The sequence below is a fragment of the Caballeronia fortuita genome (genome assembly GCF_001544835.2).
Taxonomy (GTDB): Bacteria; Pseudomonadota; Gammaproteobacteria; order Burkholderiales; family Burkholderiaceae; genus Caballeronia; species Caballeronia fortuita.
Window position 1 is genome coordinate 441,189 of the sequence record NZ_FCNX02000002.1, and the last position, 19,612, is coordinate 460,800.

Genomic DNA, 19,612 nt, shown 5'->3' on the forward strand with positions numbered 1-19,612 from the left:
ACCTGCCCCGCGCTGTAGCGATGCGATACAGACGCCGCCCACACTCGAATCGCCGCGCAAACCGCCGATGCGCTGCGGGCAAACGCTTATGGCACGAGTGTTCATATTGCAAAGCCTTACGCACTTGTCTATGGTCATGCCAGCCGTGGCAAAGCGTCGCACTCATATGTCGTTCCATCGCATGTTTGGGCGGCGCGAAATGGCCTTGCGCACGCGCGATGCAAATCGTATCGCCGCGCGCATGACCACGGCGGGCTGCTGGCCGGCGACCCCGGACGGCACCTCAACGCAATCGATGCAAACGATGAGCGCGCACGTGAGAGACATGACGCGCCACGGAGACCACCATGAACAGCACCATCAATAGAGGGGCCGCGCACGGCCCGACAGGCTTTTTCTCCAAGGAGGCGACCATCGCCCGGCCGGGTTTCTCGCGCTGGATGGTGCCGCCCGCCGCGCTGGCTGTTCACCTGTGCATCGGGCAGGCTTACGCGTTCTCGGTGTTCAATGCGCCGCTCACGAAGATCATCGGCATCACGAAGTCCGCGCCGGATGACTGGACGCTCACGACGCTCGGCTGGATCTTCTCGCTCGCCATCGTGTTTCTCGGCTTGTCCGCCGCGTTCGCGGGCAAGTGGCTGGAGAAGGTCGGCCCGCGCCGCACGATGTTCACCGCGGCCTGCTGCTTCGGCGGCGGCTTTCTGGTCTCGGCGCTCGGCGTCTATCTGCATCAGATCTGGCTGCTGTATCTCGGCTATGGCGTGATCGGCGGCATCGGACTCGGGCTCGGCTATGTGTCGCCGGTATCGACGCTGATCCGCTGGTTCCCGGACCGTCGCGGCATGGCGACCGGCATGGCGATCATGGGCTTCGGCGGCGGCGCGATGATCGCCGCGCCCGGCTCCGTCGCGCTGATGAACCACTTCAAGAGCGCGACGAGCGCGGGCGTTGCCGAAACGTTCGTCGTGCTCGGCGTGCTCTATTTCATCTCGATGACCATCGGCGCGCTCGCGATCCGCATCCCGCCGAAGGACTGGAAGCCCGCTGGCTGGACGCCGCCGACGACCGCCAAGAAGATGATCACGAAGAACCACGTGCATATCGATCAGGCGCTGAAGACGCCGCAGTTCTATCTGCTGTGGCTCGTCCTGTTCCTGAACGTGACGGCGGGCATCGGCGTGCTCGGCCAGGCATCGGTGATGATTCAGGAAAGCTTCAAGGCGTCGATCACGGCGGGCGCGGCGGCGGGTTTCGTCGGGCTGCTGTCGCTCTTCAACATGGGCGGTCGATTCGTGTGGGCGTCGGCGTCGGACTGGATCGGGCGCAAGAACACGTACTTCGTCTTCTTCGCGCTCGGCGCGGTGCTGTACTTCCTCGTGCCGCAGTTCGCGGGCGCGGGCAACATCGCGCTCTTCGTGCTGGCATACGGCATCATCCTGTCGATGTACGGCGGCGGCTTCGCGACGATCCCCGCGTATCTCGCGGACATGTTCGGCACGGCGTTCGTCGGCGGCATTCACGGGCGGCTTCTGACCGCGTGGGCGGCGGCGGGCGTCGCGGGTCCGGTGCTCGTGAACTACGTGCGCGCGTTTCAGGTGTCGCACGGCGTCGTCGGCGCGGCGGCTTACACGATGACGCTGCACATCATGGCGGGCCTGCTCGTCATCGGCTTCGTCTGCAATCTGCTCGTCTCGCGCGTGCACGAGAAGCATCATATGAACATGTCGGCGCAGACCGCCATTTGAGCGTCAACGAGGAGATTCGCGATGAACGATCGCATCGATAGCCGGGAAGTCCACCCGTCGAATAAAGGGCTGTTGCTGGTGTTCTGGGCGTATGTGCTGATTCCGCTGGCGTGGGGCGTGACGAACACGCTGACGCAGGCGGTCAAGCTGTTCCAGTAATGCCGTCGATGATGTAGCCGCGCGCCGGAGCCGATTGCTTCGATTGATTCGATTGATTCGATCGGCTTGCGGCGCGCGTTTCAGTTACAGCTTGCGTGAGCTTCCCGCAAGCGGCATGCGATGTTCTCAGTGCCCGCGATCCTCCACGCGGTTCAAGCTGCGGCGCGCGAGCGCGCTCATGAAGAGCGTGCCGCACACGAGTGCTGCCACATAAACGCCTGCCATCATCCAGTCGAGTTCACTCATGGTCGTTCTCCTTCGAATTGATCCGCGGCCGGGGCGCCGCGGGGGTGATTCACGCGATTGCAACTACGTTCTGGCCTGATTTACGGCACGCGCGCGCAAAGGTTTAGCGCGACGGAATGAACGACGTTGGCATCGCGTTGAAGGACGAAGCGCGAACGGGCATTCGATTTATTCGCACCCGGCATGCAAAGCGCCGCGATCCGGGCACGGCGGCGTGCGCCGGCGTATCGTTCCATTAGCGCCCGCGCGCATAGACGACATTCCCCACAGACAAAAGATCGGTCCACGACAATGAACACGTCACGTCGCAGCTTCATGGTTGTCAGTATCGGCATCGGCTCCGCGCTATGGCTCACGCGAGCCCGCGCCGATGCGCCGCATCTGAGCGAATCGGACCCGGCGGCGGTCGCCGTCGGCTATAAGGAAGACGCCGCGACAGTGGACAAAGCGAAATATCCAACCTTCGCGGCGGGACAGACTTGCGGCAACTGCTCGCTGTATCAGGGCAAGGAAAGCGACGCCTGGGGCGGCTGCACGCTCTTCAACGGCAAACTCGTGGCCGGCAAGGGATGGTGCGCATCCTGGACGAACATGTGATGCGCTTCTAACGCACCGAATAGCCGACGAAGCGCCAGACCTTGTCCGCGTCGAGAATGAAAGTCACCATCTCGCGCGACGACTGGCTCACCTGATTGAACTGCGTATCGAAGAGGATGTTGATGTATGCGCCAGCGGGCATGTTGCCGGTGCCGTCGTAGTGATAGTGCTTTGCGCCCATTGGCATGCGCAGGCCCGGCGCGCCGAGCGGCGCACGGTCGCGTGTGACCTTCTTCATGAAGTCATCGCGCGAGATGATCTGTTTCGCGATGGGCGAGGCCTGATCCCACACTTCGCCCGCCTTGCCCTGATCGATCATGCGGATGACGACCGATGCGACTTGCGCGATGTCGCGATCCTGTTTGTCGAGCGCGGCCTGTTGCTCTTTGGTGAGCGACTGGGCCGCGGGTTGAACCTGTGCCTGGCACGCGATGCCCGTCGAGACGAGCACGAGCGTGGCTAGCGAGAGTGTGATGCCTGCTTTCATGTTGCGGACGACGTTAGTTTCTACGACGCAAATTGTATCGCCGCCGCCGTCCATGACGGTAAGAAATACTTAGTTTCAGAATTTGTCACGAAATGGCGCGTTTTCCGATCACGCACACGTCTTGCTGCTTCGATTACAAACATCGGCTCCAACCCTCGCGCCGAGGCACGACATGCGACTCGTCGACTGGAACATCCAATGGGGACGCGGCGTGGATGGCCGCGTCGATCTCGCGCGCATCGTCGCAGAAGCGAAAGCGCTTCACGACTTCGATATCCTCTGCCTGCAGGAAGTGACGCGCGGTTTCCACGAAAGCGAACAAGCCGGCGGACTCGCGGGCCGCCCCGGCGCCGATCAGTTCGCAGAACTCGAAGCGCTCGTTCCCGGCGCGACCGTCATCGACGGAATCGGCTCCGATCTTCCGCCGGCGGGCGCTGGCATCGCGCGCCGCCAGTTCGGCAACGCGATCGTGAGCCGCCTGCCCGTGCGCCAGGTGTTGCGCCATTCGCTGCCGTGGCCCGCCGATCCCGCCAGGCCGTCGATGCTGCGCATCGCGCTCGAAGCCGTCGTCGAGACCGACGTCGGGCCGTTGCGCATCATCAGCACGCATCTCGAGTTCTATTCGGAGAAGCAGCGCCTCGCGCAGGTCGCGCGTCTGCGTGAGCTGCACGCCGAAGCGTGCGCGCACGAGCGCCAGCCCGCGAAGGCTGAAAGTCGGGCAAGCCCTTTCGCCGATACCGCGCGCCCCGCGTCCGCGATCATTTGCGGCGACTTCAACAGCGCGTTTGATGCATCGGCGTATCGTGCGATGCTCGAACCCATCGCCGATGCGCCCTCGTTCGCCGATGCCTGGACCTGCGCGCATCCCGGCGAGCCGCGCGCCGCGACCGTCGGCCTGTACGATCACGCTCAATGGCCCGATGGCCCGTTCGCGTGTGACTTCATTTTCGTCACCGAAGACCTGAAGCCGCGCATCGCCGGATGCGAAGTGGACCAGTCGAGCCGCTCATCGGATCATCAGCCGATGTGGCTCGAACTGCGTTGACGAGTCAATAGCCTTCTTCGCGCGACAGCCCGTACAGCGCCTGCAACACCGCAACGCGCGCCTGCCCGACGATCATGCCGCGCCAGATATCGTCGTCGATATAAAACGCCGCGCGAATCTGGCGGCGAATGTCCGCTTTCAACGCGTCGGGCGCGTCCGGATGATGACGCACCCAGACATCGGCGCGCAGCATGTCGAGCATATCGGTGAGCGGCACCGTACCGTACTCGATCGCAATCGATGCGATCGCCGCATGCCCGCACGTCTGCCGCAACGTATCGAGTAAAGGTCCGGCGACGTCCGCCGCGATCGACGTGCCATCGGACGGACTCGTCACGTCCGCGCCCCACCAGCGCCGCGCGCGCGCCACATCGCCGACGCAGATCTTCGCACCGAAGCCGCTCGGCCCGAGGCCCGTATGAAAATCGATCCAGCCGATCGCGCTGCACGCCTCGCCGTATTGCGCGAGCAGTTCGCGCATCGTGCGCGTGCTCCACGCCGTCTGCGCGCCGCCGTAGAACATGCCGCGTTCGTGCGTGTACTGCCCTGTCGTCACGGCCTGCTGATAAGCCCATTGACCATGCGTGTCGATATACGCGCGAATCGCCGCGACATTCGCTTCGCCGGGCGGCCAGGTCGCGGGAATCAGCAGATCGTGCAGTTCCGCATAGCCCGCGTTCTGCGGCAACGCGCCGTCGAAATTCACACTGTTGCGATTCAGATCGACGTTGCCTTCCGTCGTGCGGCTGAGGTACGAGAAGCCGTACGGATTGATCGCGTGAACGAGCAGCATCGCGACGCCGAGCTTGTCCATCAACGCGGGCAACACGTCGTCGCGCAGCAACGCGATCTGCGCGCCCGAGCCGCAAAAGCCTTCGATGCCATGCGTCGCGGACGTCAGCACGAGAAGACGCTTTGCATCGGCGGGACCGATACGCACGACATCCGCCGCGAGCGTTTCGCCTTCGAGACCCGCGATGCCGTCGAGCACGCGCGTATCGACGGCGAGCTCGCATGCGGCGGCCGTATCGAGAAAACGCTGGCGCGCTTCGCGGTAGGTCGATGAAAACATGTCCGCCTCCTCAGGCGCGCGCGAGAAATTTTTCGACGAGCCGCACCCAGTAGGTCGAGCCGAGCGTGAGCACGTCGTCGTTGAAGTCGTAGCTGCTGTTGTGCAGCATGCACGGCCCGATGCCGTGGCCATGATCGCGATGTTCTCCGCGTCCGTTGCCGATATACGCGTAGCAGCCGGGGCGTTCCATCAGCATGTACGAGAAGTCCTCCGCGCCCATGGTCGGATCGACGTTCGTGTTCACTTTGTCCGTGCCCGCGACATCGCGCATCACGCCGAGCGCGAAGTGCGTTTCGCTTTCCGTGTTCACGGTCGGCGGATAGTTGCGCACGAATCTGACTTCGGCCTTGCATCGATATGCGGCCGCCGTCGCCGCGACGATCTCCTTCATGCGCGTCTCGATCAGATCGAGCACGTCAACGGAGAACGTGCGCACGGTCCCGGCGAGCGTCGCGGTTGTCGGAATCGCGTTGACGGCATGTCCCGCCTGCATGCGCGTGATCGAGAGCACGGCGGCATCGATCGGCCGCTTGTTGCGCGTCACGATGCTCTGCAAGCCCGTGCCGATCTGCAGCGCGGTGAACACGGGATCGACGCCATCGTGCGGAATCGCGGCATGCGCGCCCACGCCTTCGATGCGAATCTCGAACTCGTTGCTCGATGCCTGCGTCGCCCCGACACGCGCGCCGAACTCGCCCGCCGGCATGCCCGGCCAGTTGTGCAGCGCAAACACGGCATCGACGGGAAAGCGCTCGAAAAGGCCGTCTTCGATCATCGCTTTCGCACCGCCGCCGCCTTCCTCGGCAGGCTGAAAGATGAAGACGACGGTGCCGTCGAAATGACGATGTTTGGCGAGATATTGCGCCGCGCCAAGCAGCATCGCGGTGTGTCCGTCGTGACCGCACGCGTGCATCTTGTTCTCGTGACGCGACGCATGCGCGAACGTGTTCGACTCGGGGATCGGCAGCGCGTCCATGTCGGCACGCAGACCGATCGCGCGCGTGCCCGCGCCTTTCTTCAACACGCCGACGACGCCCGTCTTGCCGAGCCCGCGCGTCACTTCGATATCCCAGCCCTCGAGCTTTTGCGCCACGAGCTCAGCGGTGCGCGCTTCTTCGTAGCAGAGTTCGGGATGCGCGTGGATGTCGCGGCGAATGGCCTGAATCTCGTCGCGCGACTGTGCAATCTCGGCAATGATCGGCATGCTTTCCTCGTGTGCTGTTGAATGATCGAAACATTGTCGATGGCCGCAATTCACAGCGATAGCTGATATTTCTTGTCCGTGACTTAAGCAAAGCTTTAGCTTTGATCCGGCGCGATCGCGCCGTGCGAACGTATGCGTATGCGTTCCTGCACGATGCTCATCACCGCGTGACGATCATGGATTCTGCGCTCCAGCATGCCGACCACGCGGCGCGGCGTGTTCTTCGCGAGCGCGATCACATGCAAGGCGGGATCGCTCGCCCACGAACCGTATTCGAGCAGCGGCACCACGGAAACGCCCGCGTCCTGCCGCACGAGTTCGACGATCACTTCGAGCGAATTGAGTTCGAGAAACTCATTTACAACGAGCCTGTTGTGCTTCAGCGCGCGCTCGATCAGCGCGCCCGTGCGTTGCGCGCGATCGAATCGCAGGAACGGGCGCTTCGCAAGCATCTCGGCGGCACTCGCGGCGGCGCTGGCAGGCGTGCCTATCGCGACGAGCGGCTCCGAGTAGAGCGGCGTCCAGTTGAGGCTCGCCGGCGTCTTGCCCGCCATTTCGACGATCACCGCCGCATCGATCTCGCCCGCCTCGACCTGTGGCGCGAGCGCGAGCGCCTTGCCGGTGAAAAGCCGCACATCGAGCCGCGGATACTGACCTTTCAGTTCGGTGACGACGGAGGCGAGCGCGCCCATCGCAGAATCGACCGCGCCGATGGACACCGATCCGGCGATCTCGTCGTCGAGACCGGTGAGGCGCATGCTGTCGTAGAGCGCGACGATGCGCTCCGCCTGCGGCAACACCTGCTTGCCGATGCTCGTCAGCCGGTTGGTGCGGCCCACGCGATCGAAGAGCGGACGCTTCAGATCGTCTTCCAGCGATTGCATCTGCATGCTCACGGCGGCTTGCGTGAGCGCGACTTTCTCGGCGGCGGCGGCGAACGAGCCGTACCGCGCGACGGCGATAAACGTGCGCAAAAAACGGATATTGCTCATCGTGCGTGCGGGTTATCCCCGATCGTTCGATCAGGTTTGCTTGAGTGTCAGTTCAAAAATTCTATATTTTCTTATTTCAACTCGGCGTAATGTTTGCGTGTTGCAGCGGTCAACGAAAAATCCCACGGAGTCCATTCGATGAGCACCGTACTACCTGCAGCGCACGCGGCCGATCAGGACGCCGCATCGAACCTGTCCGGCCGACGAGCGATTGTCGTATCGACCATCGGCAACGCGCTCGAATGGTTCGACTTCATGGTCTACGGCTTCTTCGCCGTCATCATCGCCAAGCTGTACTTTCCCGCAACAAATCCCACGATCTCACTGCTCGCAACCTGGGCGACCTTCGGCGTCGGCTTCCTGACGCGGCCGCTCGGCGGCATCGTGCTCGGCGCGGTCGCGGATCGCGTCGGCCGCAAATCTGCGCTCACGCTCACCATTTCGCTGATGGCGGTCGGCATCGCGATCATCGCGTTCGCGCCGACCTATGCGGCCATCGGCATCGCCGCGCCCTTGCTGATGCTGCTCGGCCGGCTGATTCAAGGCTTCTCGGCGGGCGGCGAAGTCGGCTGCGCGACGGCGTTTCTCGTCGAATACGCGCCCGCCAACAAGCGCGGCTATTTCGGCAGCTTCCAGATGGTCGCGCAGGCCGCGGCGAGTCTCGCGGGTTCGTTCTTCGGCGCGGTGCTCACGCGCACGCTGAGCCCGGAACATCTGAATAGCTGGGGCTGGCGCGTGCCGTTCGTGATCGGCCTGCTGATCGTGCCGGTCGGTCTCTATCTGCGCTCGAAGCTCGATGAATCGCCGGTATTCGTCGAGAAGGCGCAGAAGAACGAACTGACCACGCGCCCGATCCGCGATACCGCCACGAAGCACTGGATGCCCGTGCTCGCGGGCTTCGGCCTTACGGTGTTCGGCACCATCGGCACGTATATCTTCCTGCTTTATCTGCCGACGCACGCAACGCGCGTGCTGCACATGGCGCTCACCGACGGCCTCATCAGCTCGACGATCGGCGCGCTCGTGTATCTCGTCTGCTGTCCGGTGTTCGGCCGGCTGTCGGACCGCATCGGCCGCAAGAAGCTGATGGCGACCGCGCTCGCGCTGTCGCTCGTCACCGCGTATCCGATCTTCGCCGTGCTCACCGCGCATCCCAGCCTGCCGATGCTGATCGTCTGCCAGGCGCTTTTGATGACCTATCTGGGCATCTTCCAGGGCTGCTATCCCGCGTTCATTTCGGAACTGCTGCCTTCCAGCGTGCGCTCGACGGGCATCTCGGTGAGCTACAACGTCGCGGTGATGATCTTCGGCGGCTTCGCGCCGGCCATCGTCCAATGGCTGACGATGACCACGGGCGATCCGCTCTCGATCTGCTACTACGTGATTTTCGGCAGCGCCGTTGCGCTCCTGACGATCTTGCCGCTGCGCGACCGCTACAGCGACGCCTTGCGGTAAGTTCGATGCATGGTGTCCGCAAACGAAGGACAATGGGCGGCCGCACGGAAGACTGCACGCTTAAGTCTGATTTAAGGAAGCGCGCTTACGCTAAAGTCTGACCGACCCACCCTCCTTCCGGCCGCGCAAGCGGCCATTTTTTTTGCCGGAGCCGCGCGATGCAGATGGTTTCCCGCATGATTCTGATCCTCATGGCCCTCGTCATCTTCACCACGGTCGGCGTGTTTCTTCTCTCGCTCGTCGCGCGCGCCGTGTTCGCGCACTGAAGCAATCCGGCGCGCGGGCATGCTTCCTGCGCCGCAGCATCGGATGATCGCGCCAGCTTTCGATCGGGAAAGTTTCGCGGCGGATGCCTATACTGGCTGAGTGTCGTCTTTCGCCGCATCGTCGTCGCGCCAAGTTCCTGCGCATTGCCGCGCAGACTCCTGTGTCGCGGCCCTTCCTCCGCGCCATCGGCGCCCGACACGCTTGCCCGCATCTTCGCCTCTCTCACGCTTGGCCGATTCATCGCCGCACTCGCGCGGCAGCTTGCTGCGCAATTCCAGGAGATTGCCCGATGCCACAACGTCCCATCCCCCAATCGAAAATTACGCACGCCGATACACCGAACGAAACACGGCGCGCGAAGACGGACGACGCGACCATCACGTTCGCGATGACCGTCAACGGCCGCAACGAAACGCTCTCGCTCGATCCGCGCACGACCTTGCTCGATGCATTGCGCGAACATCTTCATCTGACCGGCACGAAAAAAGGCTGCGATCACGGGCAATGCGGCGCATGCACCGTTCATGTGAACGGACGCCGCGTGAACTCTTGTCTCTCACTCGCCGCGGCCTGCGATGGCGACACCATCACGACGATCGAAGGCATCGGCGAAGTCGAGGCGCTGCATCCGCTGCAGGCCGCGTTCGTCGAATGCGACGGCTATCAGTGCGGCTACTGCACGGCCGGTCAGTTGATGTCGGCGGTCGCGCTGCTCGACGAGCCCATCGGCCCGAGCGACGACGACGTGCGCGAAGCGATGAGCGGCAATCTGTGCCGCTGCGGCGCGTATCAGAACATCGTCGAGGCGATCCAGTCGGTGCGGGCGACGAAGCCCTCGTCGAAATAAGGAGCGCGACATGGACACGTTTCAACTCTCACGCGCACGCGACATGCGCGACGCGATCAATGCCGGCGCGCTCGCGCATACCGCGCAGCAAGGCGCGGAAGTGCGATTCCTCGCGGGCGGCACGACGCTGCTCGATCTGATGAAGCTCAACGTCGAGCGGCCGATGCGCGTTGTCGACATCAGCCGTCTGCCGCTCGACGAGATCGAGGAAACGGGCGACGGCGGCGTGCGCATCGGCGCGACTTCGCGCAACTCGGACCTCGCGCATCATCCGCTGATTCAGGCACGTTATGCGGTGCTTTCGCAAGCGGTGCTCGCGGGCGCGTCGGTGCAGCTGCGCAACATGGCGACCACCGCCGGCAATCTGCTACAGCGCACGCGTTGCGTGTATTTCCGCGATACGACCTCTCCATGCAACAAGCGCGAGCCGGGCAGCGGCTGCTCGGCGATGCAAGGCTTCAATCGCATGATGGCGATTCTCGGCACGAGCGAATCGTGCATTGCGAGCAATCCGTCGGACATGTGCGTCGCATTGCAGGCGCTCGAAGCGACCATTCACGTGGAAGGCACGGGCGGCAAACGCGCGATTCCCATCGACGAGTTCTACCTGCTGCCGGGCACGACGCCGGATCGCGAGAACGTGCTCGATGCGGGCGATCTCGTCACGCACGTCACGTTGCCGCCACCGGTCGAAGGCGCGCGCTCGGCTTATCTGAAGCTGCGCGACCGCGCGTCGTACGAGTTCGCGCTGGCGTCGGCGGGCATTGTGATCGGCGTCAAGGAAGGGCGCATCGCACATGCGCGCGTGGGCCTCGGCGGTGTCGGCACGAAGCCGTGGCGCTCGCGCGAAGCGGAGCAGGAACTGCTGAACGCGACGCCCGACGAAGCCACCTTCAGACGCGCCGCCGATGCAGCTCTCGCCGATGCGAAGCCGCAAAGCGAAAACGGCTTCAAGGTCGAGCTGTCCAGGCGCTGCATAGTGCACACGCTCAAGATGGTCACCACGCAAACTTCCTGAGGATCGCTCAATGTCCACGGCGCCCGATATCAAACCGTCCGCGTTCATCGGACGGCCCCAGTCGCGCATCGACGGACCGCTGAAAGTTTGCGGCCGCGCGACCTATACATCCGATGTCGACCTGCCCGGCATGCTGTATGCCGTGCCGGTCGGCAGCACCATCGCGAGCGGCAGGATCACGTCGCTCGAATTCGCCGCCGCGCAAGCGATGCCCGGCGTGAAGCTGATTCTTCATCGCGGCAATATCGGCCGCTTCTATCGCATTGCCGGCAATTCGATCGATACCGGCTTCGTCGATGAAAATCGTCCGCCGTTCGAGGACGACATCATTCGCTACTACGGGCAATACGTCGCGCTCGTGGTCGCGGAAACGTTCGAAGCGGCGAGCGCGGCGGCGGCGGCGATCAAGGTCGGTTACGACAAGACACCGCACGATGTCAGCACGACGCTCGAACCCGACGGGAAGCTCGAAACGCAAAGCGAACGCGGCGATCCCGACAAGGCGTTCGACGATGCGCCGGTGAAGATCGACGAAACATACGTGACGCCCGTCGAAACGCATAACCCGATCGAACTGCACGCGACGATCGCGCACTGGAACGGCGAGAGCTACACGTTCTACGAGACGAGCCAGGCGGTCGCGAACCATCAGGGCACGATGATGCAGATGATGGGCCTGCCGAAAGAGAAGGTGCGCGTGATCTCGCGCTATCTCGGCTCGGGCTTCGGCGGCAAGCTGTGGATGTGGCCGCATTCGCTGCTCGCGGCGGCCGCGACGCGGCAACTCGAACGCCCGGTCAAACTCGTGCTTTCGCGCAAGATGATGTTCCAGAATGTCGGGCATCGGCCGACCACGCAGCAGCGCGTGCGGCTCGCGGCGACGGAGGACGGCAAGCTCGTCTCGTTGCAGCATGACTTCGTGAACCACGAGGCCATCGCCGACGACTACACGGAAGATTGCGGCGAAGCGACGCCGTCGATGTACAGCACGCCCAATCTGCGCGTGACGGGCGGCACGGTGAAGCGCAATGTCGGCTCGCCCACGTCGATGCGCGGACCGGGCGCGGTGCCCGGCCTCTTCGCGCTCGAATCGGGAATGGACGAGCTCGCCATCGCATTGAAGATCGATCCGGTCGAGCTGCGGCTGCGCAACGAACCGGAAGTCGATGAAAGCAGCGGCCTGCCGTTTTCGTCGCGGCATTTCGTCGAATGTCTGAAGACGGGCGCGGAAAAATTCGGCTGGTCGAAGCGCACGCCCGAAGTCGGTTCGATGAAGCGCGACGGACTCACGCTCGGCTGGGGCATGGGCGCATGCAGTTGGCCCGGGCTGCGCTTTTCGGCGGAAGCGACGGTCGATCTGCGCGCGGACGGCACGGCGCGCGTCGTATGCGGCACACAGGACATCGGCACGGGCACGTACACGATCCTTGCGCAACTCGTCGCGGAACATACGGGCATCGCGCTCGACAAGATCGAAGTCGGACTCGGCGATACGTCGCTGCCGCTCGGTCCGGTGTCGGGCGGATCGGCGGCGACGGCATCGGTGATTCCGGCGGTATCGGATGCGGTGCGCGAAGCCATCAAGACGCTGCTCGCGCGCGCCGCGAAGATCGAAGGCTCGCCTTTCAAAGGCGCGAAGGCGGAAGAGCTCGCGATGAGCGGCGGGCACGTGCATCGCAAGAACGAGCCGCCGGAGAGCGGCGTGCCGTTCGCGCGCATTCTCGATGCGGCGAAGCTGCATGCGGCATCGGGCAGCGGCAGCGCGAAAGGCGGCTTCGACGATCCGCTCAAGAAGAAGTGGTCGATCCACTCTTACGGCGCGCACTTCGCCGAAGTGACCTGGGATCCGGCGACCGCGCGGCTGCGCGTGAGCCGCGTCGTGACCGTCATCGATGGCGGCAAGATCCTCAATCCGCGTGCGGGACGCAATCAGATCGAAGGCGCGGTGGTGATGGGCGTCGGCATGGCGCTTTTCGAGCACACGGTCTACGACGAGCGAAGCGGCGCGCCCATCAACAGCAGCCTCGCGGATTACGTTGTCGCGACCAATGCCGATACGCCGAAGATGGACGTGACGTTCCTCGACTATCCCGACACGGTCTTCAACGAGCTGGGCGCGCGCGGCATCGCGGAGATCGGGCTGGCGGGCATCGCGGCGGCGATCACGAGCGCGGTGTATCACGCGACCGGCGTGCGCGTGAGAAAGCTGCCGGTGATGATCGAGGATTTGTTGAAGGCGTAGTTTTCGGTCTCATTGCGCTGTTCGAGCGGCCTGGCTTTTCGCGCGGTTTGTCTGCGCGGAAGCCAGGCCTTTTCTGCTGCGTACGAAATGCGCAACGTGCTCGCGCACGGCTACACCGGCTCGAGTCACAAATTGTTCGGCAACCATCATCGCTATCTAACGACGTTCAAACGCCGCATCGCGGCACTCATCGCGACGTTCGGCAATTGCCCCTCTTCATCGACGGCTGCTCCGCCAATACGCGACCATGAGCGGACGGCCCGTCCAGGCACATGCATTGCAAGCCCCCGCCCGCTTCGTCCCTCCCTCAAGACGCGCTACCATAAGCACCAGCCCATTCCCCAAACCCCTGTGTAGCAGCAATCTTCAGCCGGAGTGCCCATGAACGACATGATCAAACAACACGGCCTGCAGGTCGACGCGAATCTTGCGAAGTTCGTCGACGAAGAAGCCATCCCCGGCACGGGCGTCGATAGCGCGTCCTTCTGGAAGGGTTTCGATGCCATCGTCCACGATCTCGCACCGAAGAACCGCGCGCTGCTCGCCGAGCGCGACCGCCTCCAGACCGAGCTCGACAACTGGCATCGCAGCAATCCGGGCCCCGTGCGCGATCTGCGCGCCTATCGCAAGTTTCTCGAAGAGATCGGCTATATCGTCCCCGCGCCCGCGCACGTGCAGGCGAGCACCGCCAACGTCGATCGCGAAATCGCCGAGCAGGCCGGCCCGCAGCTCGTCGTGCCGCTCTCGAATCTGCGCTACGCGCTCAACGCCGCGAATGCGCGTTGGGGCAGCCTCTACGACGCGCTTTACGGCACCGATGCCATCGACGAAAGCGGCGGCGCCGAGCGCACCGCGCAGTTCAATCCTAAGCGCGGCGCGAAAGTGATCGCCTACGCGCGCGCATTCCTCGACGACAACGCGCCGCTCGATCACGGCTCGCACGCCGATGCAACCCGGTACAGCGTCGAGCAAGGCAAGCTCGTCGTCACGCTGAAGGACGGCAAGACCGGCCTCGCGAACGCCGAGCAGTTCGCGGGCTATCAGGGCGACGCGAAAGAGCCGGCCGCCATTCTGCTCAAGCACAACGACCTTCACTTCGAGATTCAGATCGACGCGAACCATTCGATCGGCAAGACCGATGCCGCGCACGTCAAGGACGTGCTGATGGAAGCGGCCGTGAGCACGATCATCGATTGCGAGGACTCGGTCGCGGCCGTCGATGCCGCCGACAAGACGCAGCTCTATCGCAACTGGCTCGGGTTGATGCAAGGCCATCTCGCCGAACAGGTCACGAAGAACGGCAAGTCCTTCACGCGCAGCATGAACCCGGACCGCGAATACACCGCGCCCAACGGCGGCACCGTCAAGCTGCACGGACGTTCGCTCCTCTTCGTGCGCAACGTCGGCCATCTGATGACCAATCCTGCCGTGCTCGATCGCGACGGCAACGAGATTCCCGAAGGCATACTCGATGCCGTGATGACCGTGCTCGGCTCGATGCACGATCTAAAGAACAAGATGAACTCGCACACGGGTTCCATCTATATCGTGAAGCCGAAGATGCACGGCCCCGCCGAGGTGGCGTTCGCGGACGAACTCTTCACGCGCGTCGAAGAGCTGCTCGGCCTGCCGCGTCACACGATCAAGATGGGCATCATGGACGAGGAGCGCCGCACGAGCGTCAACCTCAAGGCATGTATCGCGGCGGCGGGCGCACGCGTCGCGTTCATCAACACCGGCTTCCTGGATCGCACCGGCGACGAGATGCATTCGTCGATGGAAGCCGGCCCGATGATGCGCAAGGGCGACATGAAGTCGTCGAAGTGGATCAGCTCGTATGAGCGCAACAACGTGCTCGTCGGGCTGAATACGGGCCTGCGCGGGCGCGCGCAGATCGGCAAGGGCATGTGGGCGATGCCCGACCTTATGCACGCGATGCTCGAACAGAAGATCGCGCATCCGAAGGCCGGCGCGAACACGGCGTGGGTGCCCTCGCCCACGGCGGCCACGCTGCACGCGCTGCACTATCACATGGTCGACGTGCAACAGGTGCAACAAGAGCTGGAAAGCGTCGACTACGACGCGCAGAAGAACGAGTTGCTCGATGGCCTGCTGACGATTCCCGTCGTCGAGAAGCCGTCATGGTCGGACGAGGACATCGCCAGCGAAATCGAGAACAACGCACAAGGCATTCTCGGCTACGTGGTGCGCTGGGTCGATCAGGGCGTGGGCTGCTCGAAGGTGCCGGACATTCACGACGTCGGCCTGATGGAAGATCGCGCGACGCTGCGCATTTCGAGCCAGCACATCGCGAACTGGCTGCGTCATGGCATCGTCACGGAAGAGCAGGTGCGCGCGACGCTCGAACGCATGGCCGCCGTCGTCGACAAGCAGAACGAAGCCGACCCGTACTATCGCCCGATGTCGCCCGCGTTCGACAGTTCGTTCGCGTTCAAGGCCGCGTGCGCGCTCGTCTTCGAAGGACGCACGCAGCCGAGCGGTTACACGGAACCGCTGCTGCACAAGTTCCGTCTCGCCGCCAAGGAATCGATGTAAGCCGTCAGGCGGCGGCGGTCATTGCTTCGACCAGAGCTTGCCCGCCGTCGCCCAGTTCTCGCGCTTCACGTCGGTCAGAATGATGTCCACCGAGCCCGGCTCGCAGCCGAGCGTCTCGCATGTCGTGCGCGTAATGGCCTCGACGAACTTGCGTTTCTCTTCCGGCGTGCGGCCTTCGAACAGCTGAATGTTGAATGTCGGCATTGCGTCTATCTCCCTTTTGAAAATGGTTCAGTCGCGATACGACGCGTCGATGCGATCGAGCTTGCGCACTAGCGCGGGCCATTCGAGCGCGCCTTCGATGGCGTCGTCGTCGTGCAATTGCGCCGCGGTGCGCGTGACGACTTCCGGCGTCGGCACGATCATCTTGCCTGCGCCCGCAAGCGCGCGAAGCTGAATATCGCATGCCTTGACGAGCATATCCATCAGCACATAAGCCTCCGCGATGGTGCGCCCGAGCGTGAGCGGGCCGTGATTGCGCAAGAGCATTGCACGATGCGCGCCGAGACTCTTCACGAGCCGCTCGCCTTCCGCCGGCGAGAACGCGAGCCCTTCGTAATCGTGATAGGCGAGATGCCCGTAGAAGCGCATCGCGTGTTGCGACGCGGGCAGCAGGCCCTGCGGCTGCGTCGACACCGCGATCGCCTCGCGCACGTGCAGATGCATCACGCACACGGCATCCTCGCGCGCGGCGTGCACGGCGCCATGCAGCGCGAAGCCCGTCGCGTTGACCGGATGCGCGCTCTCGCCGATCACGTTGCCGTCGATATCGATCTTGACGAGATTGCTCGCCGTGACCTCATCGAATGAAAGCCCGAACGGATTGATCAGAAACCGCCCCGGCTCGCCCGGCACGCTCGCGGAAATGTGCGTGTACACGACGTCGTCCCAGCCGTTGAGAGCGACGAGCCGGTAAGCTGCCGCGAGGTCGATGCGCGCCGCTTCTTCGGCGGCCGTTCGCGGTCCGCTTTCCGCGATCCGGCGCTCAGGCGTGTGGGTGAACGACATGCGAGTCTCCTTGTTTCGATGTTCGGACCAGGCGCCGTTCGAGCGCGATCACCGCCCACGACGCGAGCACGAAGGGCGCGGTCAATGCGGCGATGCCGAGGCAATCGATCACGCGCTCGATCAGCACCGCCGCGACGATCGCGACGAACGCATAGCGCTTGCCGAGCGGTGCGGCCGCAAGCGCCGCGAGGGCCGCGTTGAAGCCGCACGCGCCCGACAGCACGACGGCATCGCTTGCGCCGCCGAGTCCGTGCAGCATCGCGCCGAGCGCGCTGCCCGCAAGCGCCCACGCCGCCTGCGACGGCCGCGAAGCGGCGAGTCCCGCCGCGATCAACGCGCCTGCGAGCGCGCCGGTCGCGAATGTGATGGGCGCGAGTCCGGCGAATGCGGCTTGCAGCATGGGCACGAAACCGGCGGCGACTTGCGGGATCGCGCCCGTGTCGCCTCGATCGGCGAACAGCGGCAGCCAGCACCACGTCACGATGATGGCGGGGCTCGAAAAGATCGGCAACCGGTAGCGCGCGAAGAGCCGCGTGAGCTTGCTGGCGACGACGGTCGCGCACATCGCCGCGACGATCGCGACGGCGGCGGCCTGCGAGGCATCGCCGATGAAGGTGAACGCGGCCAGCGATGCGAGCGCGCCGTTGAAGCCGTAGAGGTCATCGCGGAAAGCGGGCGCGTCGCGGTCTTCGAGGATCACGCTGATGACATTGCCCGTGAGCGTGCCGATCAAAAGCCCGCACGCGAGACGCGGGCTCGCGCACAGCACGGCGACAAAGAGCAGCGCGCCGGTCACGGCATTGCGCTGAAGCACGATCTGGCCGATCGCGCGGGCGAAGCTGCGAAGCTGATCGCCGGCGGCGGCGTTCGAATGGAGAGCGGAAGACATGCTGGACGGCGACGGCACGGGAAGCCGCCAGCATAAAGCAGCCGGCGCGCGCCGTGCGGCGGCGGGCCGAATAACCTGTATGTGGCTTGCTGCAGAAGGCGCGGCGAATGTCGCGCCAACGGGGGAGCGACGCTTTAGTTGAACGCCATCGGAACGAGCGGCGTCGGCTCGCCTACGCCGGGATTGGCCAGCGACAGATCCGAACTCAACTTCACGATTTCCGTGACATTTTGGCGGAAGTTAGGGTGTTTTTCCCAGGTGATGTAACTCGCGTCCATGACGGCGGACAGGGTCAGCAAGGCAAAAGCAACTTTTTCGAGCACTTCGTAACGGCGGCGCATTGATCGATTCCTCAAACTTTGTGACATTGTAACAAGATTAAGGGTTTTCCCCTAATACGATGTTGCAATGCCGCAAATCGACCGCCGTTACTGCCGTTGCGCCCCGGCCCTTTTTACATCGACGCTTCGAGGATCGCCTCGTAATCCGCGCTCGATGCTTCGCGCGGATTCGTCTTGTGACTGTGATCCTTCAGCGCGCCCGCGATGATGCGCGGGAACAGTTCGCGGGTGACGCCGACTTCGGCGAGACTGTTTGGCAGCCCGAGCGTGGCGGTCATCGTTCGCACCGCTTCGCCGACCTCATCGCCGGATGCGAGGCTCATTGCCTGCGCGATGCGCTCGAGCTTGCCTTCTTCGCGCATCGTCGGCGCGCTGCTGTTGAAGGCGATGACCGCCGGCAGAAAGATGGCGTTGAGCGTGCCGTGATGCAGTTTCGGATTGATGCCGCCGAGCGAGTGACTCAGGCTGTGCACGCAGCCGAGTCCCTTCTGGAACGCGAGCGCGCCTTGCATCGATGCGCTCATCATGTTCCAGCGCGCCGCGCGGTCCGAGCCGTCGCGCGTCGCACGCTCGATGTGACGCCAGGCGCGCCACAGACCGTCGAGCGCGATGCCGTCGGCGGGCGCGTTGAACGTCGGTGCCATGAAGGTTTCGAGGCAATGCGCGATGGCGTCCATACCGGTCGCGGCGGTGAGCATCGGCGGCAGGCCGAGCGTCAGTTCCGGATCGCAGATCGCGACTTTCGGCACGACGTGCGGCGAGATCACGCCGACCTTGCGGCCATCGTCGAGAATCAGGATCGCGCCGCGCCCCACTTCGCTGCCGGTGCCCGCGGTCGTCGGGACGGCGATGACGGGCGCGGTTTTCGCCGTGATGCGCGCGAGGCCGCCTTCGATCACCGCGAAACTTTGCAGCGGGCCGTCGTGCGTGGCGCAGACGGCGACGCCCTTGGCAAGATCGATCGACGAGCCGCCGCCTGCCGCGATCACGCCATCGCACTGATGTTCCGTGTACATCGCCACTGCCGCGCGCACGGCGGCTTCGTTCGGATTGGGCGGCGTCGCATCGAATACCGGCGCGTTCGACGATGAACCGAGCGCATCGAGCACGGTGTCGAGCAGGCCGGCGGCGCGGATGCCGGCATCGGTCACGACGAGCGGACGGCGAATCCCGATGCGTTCGCACTCGCTCGCGAGCAGGCGCACCGCGCCGAAATCGAACTGAATCTGCGTGATGTAATTGATGAGGGGCATGGGATAGGTGAGGAGCAAGTTGGACTGGGAGCCTGCGGGGTGACATCAGTATAAGAGCGCGGCTTTGTTACCGGTACAACTGGCCGTCTCCGAGAACTCGAAAGCGAGCGCCGAGGCCGAAAGCGCGCTCATCGGTGCAGGCCTGAACGCGCCCGAGCGGCGATGGCGCTGCTTGGTTCGGCTGTTGCG

General features: G+C 64.1%; 18 protein-coding genes. 9 read left to right on the forward strand and 9 right to left on the reverse strand.

Annotation, left to right across the window (positions count from 1 at the left end; genetic code table 11):
* The first annotated feature begins 347 nt into the window (after window positions 1–347).
* From AWB77_RS06245 to AWB77_RS06255, 3 genes are all read left to right on the forward strand, one after another.
* The gene (locus tag AWB77_RS06245; protein WP_061133510.1) at window positions 348–1,745 is read left to right on the forward strand and encodes an L-lactate MFS transporter; all 1,398 of its coding nucleotides are present in this window, start codon (window positions 348–350) and stop codon (window positions 1,743–1,745) included.
* A 21-nt stretch (window positions 1,746–1,766) separates the two neighbouring features.
* Entirely contained in the window at window positions 1,767–1,904 is a 138-nt protein-coding gene (locus AWB77_RS06250) for an MFS transporter small subunit (RefSeq protein ID WP_061133511.1), read from the forward strand.
* A 537-nt stretch (window positions 1,905–2,441) separates the two neighbouring features.
* Window positions 2,442–2,747, forward strand: a complete 306-nt coding sequence (locus AWB77_RS06255; protein ID WP_061133512.1) for a high-potential iron-sulfur protein — start codon at window positions 2,442–2,444, stop codon at window positions 2,745–2,747.
* Between the two features lie 7 nt (window positions 2,748–2,754).
* On the opposite strand, the gene AWB77_RS06260 is transcribed toward AWB77_RS06255, so the two are convergent.
* Window positions 2,755–3,234: a DUF4019 domain-containing protein gene (locus AWB77_RS06260; RefSeq protein WP_061133699.1), complete on the reverse strand. Its 480-nt coding sequence runs from the start codon at window positions 3,232–3,234 to the stop codon at window positions 2,755–2,757.
* A 172-nt stretch (window positions 3,235–3,406) separates the two neighbouring features.
* On the opposite strand from AWB77_RS06260, the gene AWB77_RS06265 reads away from it, so the two are divergent.
* A complete protein-coding gene (locus AWB77_RS06265; protein ID WP_061133513.1) occupies window positions 3,407–4,279 on the forward strand; it encodes an endonuclease/exonuclease/phosphatase family protein in 873 nt (290 codons plus the stop codon).
* Window positions 4,280–4,283: 4 nt separating this feature from the next.
* Here the strand turns inward: AWB77_RS06265 and AWB77_RS06270 are convergent, their stop codons facing one another.
* The 3 genes from AWB77_RS06270 to AWB77_RS06280 all read right to left on the reverse strand — a co-directional run bounded on the left by AWB77_RS06270 (window position 4,284) and on the right by AWB77_RS06280 (window position 7,547).
* Window positions 4,284–5,351 (reverse strand): M14 family metallopeptidase, encoded by a 1,068-nt coding sequence (locus AWB77_RS06270; RefSeq protein WP_061133514.1) that lies wholly within the window; start codon window positions 5,349–5,351, stop codon window positions 4,284–4,286.
* 10 nt (window positions 5,352–5,361) lie between these two features.
* The gene (locus AWB77_RS06275) at window positions 5,362–6,555 is read right to left on the reverse strand and encodes a M20 aminoacylase family protein (RefSeq protein WP_061133515.1); all 1,194 of its coding nucleotides are present in this window, start codon (window positions 6,553–6,555) and stop codon (window positions 5,362–5,364) included.
* A gap of 95 nt (window positions 6,556–6,650) precedes the next feature.
* The gene (locus AWB77_RS06280; protein WP_061133516.1) at window positions 6,651–7,547 is read right to left on the reverse strand and encodes a LysR substrate-binding domain-containing protein; all 897 of its coding nucleotides are present in this window, start codon (window positions 7,545–7,547) and stop codon (window positions 6,651–6,653) included.
* 138 nt (window positions 7,548–7,685) lie between these two features.
* Between AWB77_RS06280 and AWB77_RS06285 the strand changes: the two genes are divergently transcribed.
* The 5 genes from AWB77_RS06285 (at window position 7,686) to AWB77_RS06305 (ending at window position 15,932) form a co-directional block, all read left to right on the forward strand.
* Window positions 7,686–9,002 (forward strand): MFS transporter, encoded by a 1,317-nt coding sequence (locus AWB77_RS06285; protein WP_061133517.1) that lies wholly within the window; start codon window positions 7,686–7,688, stop codon window positions 9,000–9,002.
* Between the two features lie 556 nt (window positions 9,003–9,558).
* A complete protein-coding gene (locus AWB77_RS06290; RefSeq protein WP_061133518.1) occupies window positions 9,559–10,116 on the forward strand; it encodes a (2Fe-2S)-binding protein in 558 nt (185 codons plus the stop codon).
* A gap of 10 nt (window positions 10,117–10,126) precedes the next feature.
* Window positions 10,127–11,134 carry an FAD binding domain-containing protein gene (locus AWB77_RS06295; RefSeq protein WP_061133519.1) on the forward strand — a complete coding sequence of 336 codons (1,008 nt, stop codon included), beginning with the start codon at window positions 10,127–10,129 and terminating at the stop codon, window positions 11,132–11,134.
* 10 nt (window positions 11,135–11,144) lie between these two features.
* Complete coding sequence (locus AWB77_RS06300; protein WP_061133520.1) at window positions 11,145–13,376, forward strand: xanthine dehydrogenase family protein molybdopterin-binding subunit; 2,232 nt, start codon at window positions 11,145–11,147, stop codon at window positions 13,374–13,376.
* Window positions 13,377–13,757: 381 nt separating this feature from the next.
* Window positions 13,758–15,932 carry a malate synthase G gene (locus AWB77_RS06305; RefSeq protein ID WP_061133521.1) on the forward strand — a complete coding sequence of 725 codons (2,175 nt, stop codon included), beginning with the start codon at window positions 13,758–13,760 and terminating at the stop codon, window positions 15,930–15,932.
* Window positions 15,933–15,950: 18 nt separating this feature from the next.
* On the opposite strand, the gene AWB77_RS06310 is transcribed toward AWB77_RS06305, so the two are convergent.
* The 5 genes from AWB77_RS06310 to gbd all read right to left on the reverse strand — a co-directional run bounded on the left by AWB77_RS06310 (window position 15,951) and on the right by gbd (window position 19,423).
* Window positions 15,951–16,136 (reverse strand): 4-oxalocrotonate tautomerase, encoded by a 186-nt coding sequence (locus tag AWB77_RS06310; RefSeq protein ID WP_061133522.1) that lies wholly within the window; start codon window positions 16,134–16,136, stop codon window positions 15,951–15,953.
* A gap of 27 nt (window positions 16,137–16,163) precedes the next feature.
* The gene (locus AWB77_RS06315) at window positions 16,164–16,940 is read right to left on the reverse strand and encodes a class II aldolase/adducin family protein (RefSeq protein ID WP_061133523.1); all 777 of its coding nucleotides are present in this window, start codon (window positions 16,938–16,940) and stop codon (window positions 16,164–16,166) included.
* A complete protein-coding gene (locus AWB77_RS06320) occupies window positions 16,918–17,829 on the reverse strand; it encodes an urea transporter (RefSeq protein ID WP_061133524.1) in 912 nt (303 codons plus the stop codon). The genes AWB77_RS06315 and AWB77_RS06320 overlap by 23 nt, the downstream gene beginning before the upstream one ends.
* A 134-nt stretch (window positions 17,830–17,963) precedes the next feature.
* Window positions 17,964–18,170, reverse strand: coding sequence for a hypothetical protein (locus tag AWB77_RS06325; protein ID WP_061133525.1), 207 nt, complete (start codon window positions 18,168–18,170; stop codon window positions 17,964–17,966).
* Between the two features lie 113 nt (window positions 18,171–18,283).
* Window positions 18,284–19,423, reverse strand: coding sequence for a 4-hydroxybutyrate dehydrogenase (gene gbd, locus AWB77_RS06330; RefSeq protein ID WP_061133526.1), 1,140 nt, complete (start codon window positions 19,421–19,423; stop codon window positions 18,284–18,286).
* Window positions 19,424–19,612: the final 189 nt, after the last annotated feature.

Bases quoted from the DNA above. Each gene is read 5' to 3' on its own strand.
- AWB77_RS06245 (WP_061133510.1), top strand. From the start codon at position 348: ATGAACAGCACCATCAATAGAGGGGCCGCGCACGGCCCGACAGGCTTT.
- AWB77_RS06250 (WP_061133511.1), top strand. From the start codon at position 1,767: ATGAACGATCGCATCGATAGCCGGGAAGTCCACCCGTCGAATAAAGGG.
- AWB77_RS06255 (WP_061133512.1), top strand. From the start codon at position 2,442: ATGAACACGTCACGTCGCAGCTTCATGGTTGTCAGTATCGGCATCGGC.
- AWB77_RS06260 (WP_061133699.1), bottom strand. From the start codon at position 3,234: ATGAAAGCAGGCATCACACTCTCGCTAGCCACGCTCGTGCTCGTCTCG.
- AWB77_RS06265 (WP_061133513.1), top strand. From the start codon at position 3,407: ATGCGACTCGTCGACTGGAACATCCAATGGGGACGCGGCGTGGATGGC.
- AWB77_RS06270 (WP_061133514.1), bottom strand. From the start codon at position 5,351: ATGTTTTCATCGACCTACCGCGAAGCGCGCCAGCGTTTTCTCGATACG.
- AWB77_RS06275 (WP_061133515.1), bottom strand. From the start codon at position 6,555: ATGCCGATCATTGCCGAGATTGCACAGTCGCGCGACGAGATTCAGGCC.
- AWB77_RS06280 (WP_061133516.1), bottom strand. From the start codon at position 7,547: ATGAGCAATATCCGTTTTTTGCGCACGTTTATCGCCGTCGCGCGGTAC.
- AWB77_RS06285 (WP_061133517.1), top strand. From the start codon at position 7,686: ATGAGCACCGTACTACCTGCAGCGCACGCGGCCGATCAGGACGCCGCA.
- AWB77_RS06290 (WP_061133518.1), top strand. From the start codon at position 9,559: ATGCCACAACGTCCCATCCCCCAATCGAAAATTACGCACGCCGATACA.
- AWB77_RS06295 (WP_061133519.1), top strand. From the start codon at position 10,127: ATGGACACGTTTCAACTCTCACGCGCACGCGACATGCGCGACGCGATC.
- AWB77_RS06300 (WP_061133520.1), top strand. From the start codon at position 11,145: ATGTCCACGGCGCCCGATATCAAACCGTCCGCGTTCATCGGACGGCCC.
- AWB77_RS06305 (WP_061133521.1), top strand. From the start codon at position 13,758: ATGAACGACATGATCAAACAACACGGCCTGCAGGTCGACGCGAATCTT.
- AWB77_RS06310 (WP_061133522.1), bottom strand. From the start codon at position 16,136: ATGCCGACATTCAACATTCAGCTGTTCGAAGGCCGCACGCCGGAAGAG.
- AWB77_RS06315 (WP_061133523.1), bottom strand. From the start codon at position 16,940: ATGTCGTTCACCCACACGCCTGAGCGCCGGATCGCGGAAAGCGGACCG.
- AWB77_RS06320 (WP_061133524.1), bottom strand. From the start codon at position 17,829: ATGTCTTCCGCTCTCCATTCGAACGCCGCCGCCGGCGATCAGCTTCGC.
- AWB77_RS06325 (WP_061133525.1), bottom strand. From the start codon at position 18,170: ATGCGCCGCCGTTACGAAGTGCTCGAAAAAGTTGCTTTTGCCTTGCTG.
- gbd (WP_061133526.1), bottom strand. From the start codon at position 19,423: ATGCCCCTCATCAATTACATCACGCAGATTCAGTTCGATTTCGGCGCG.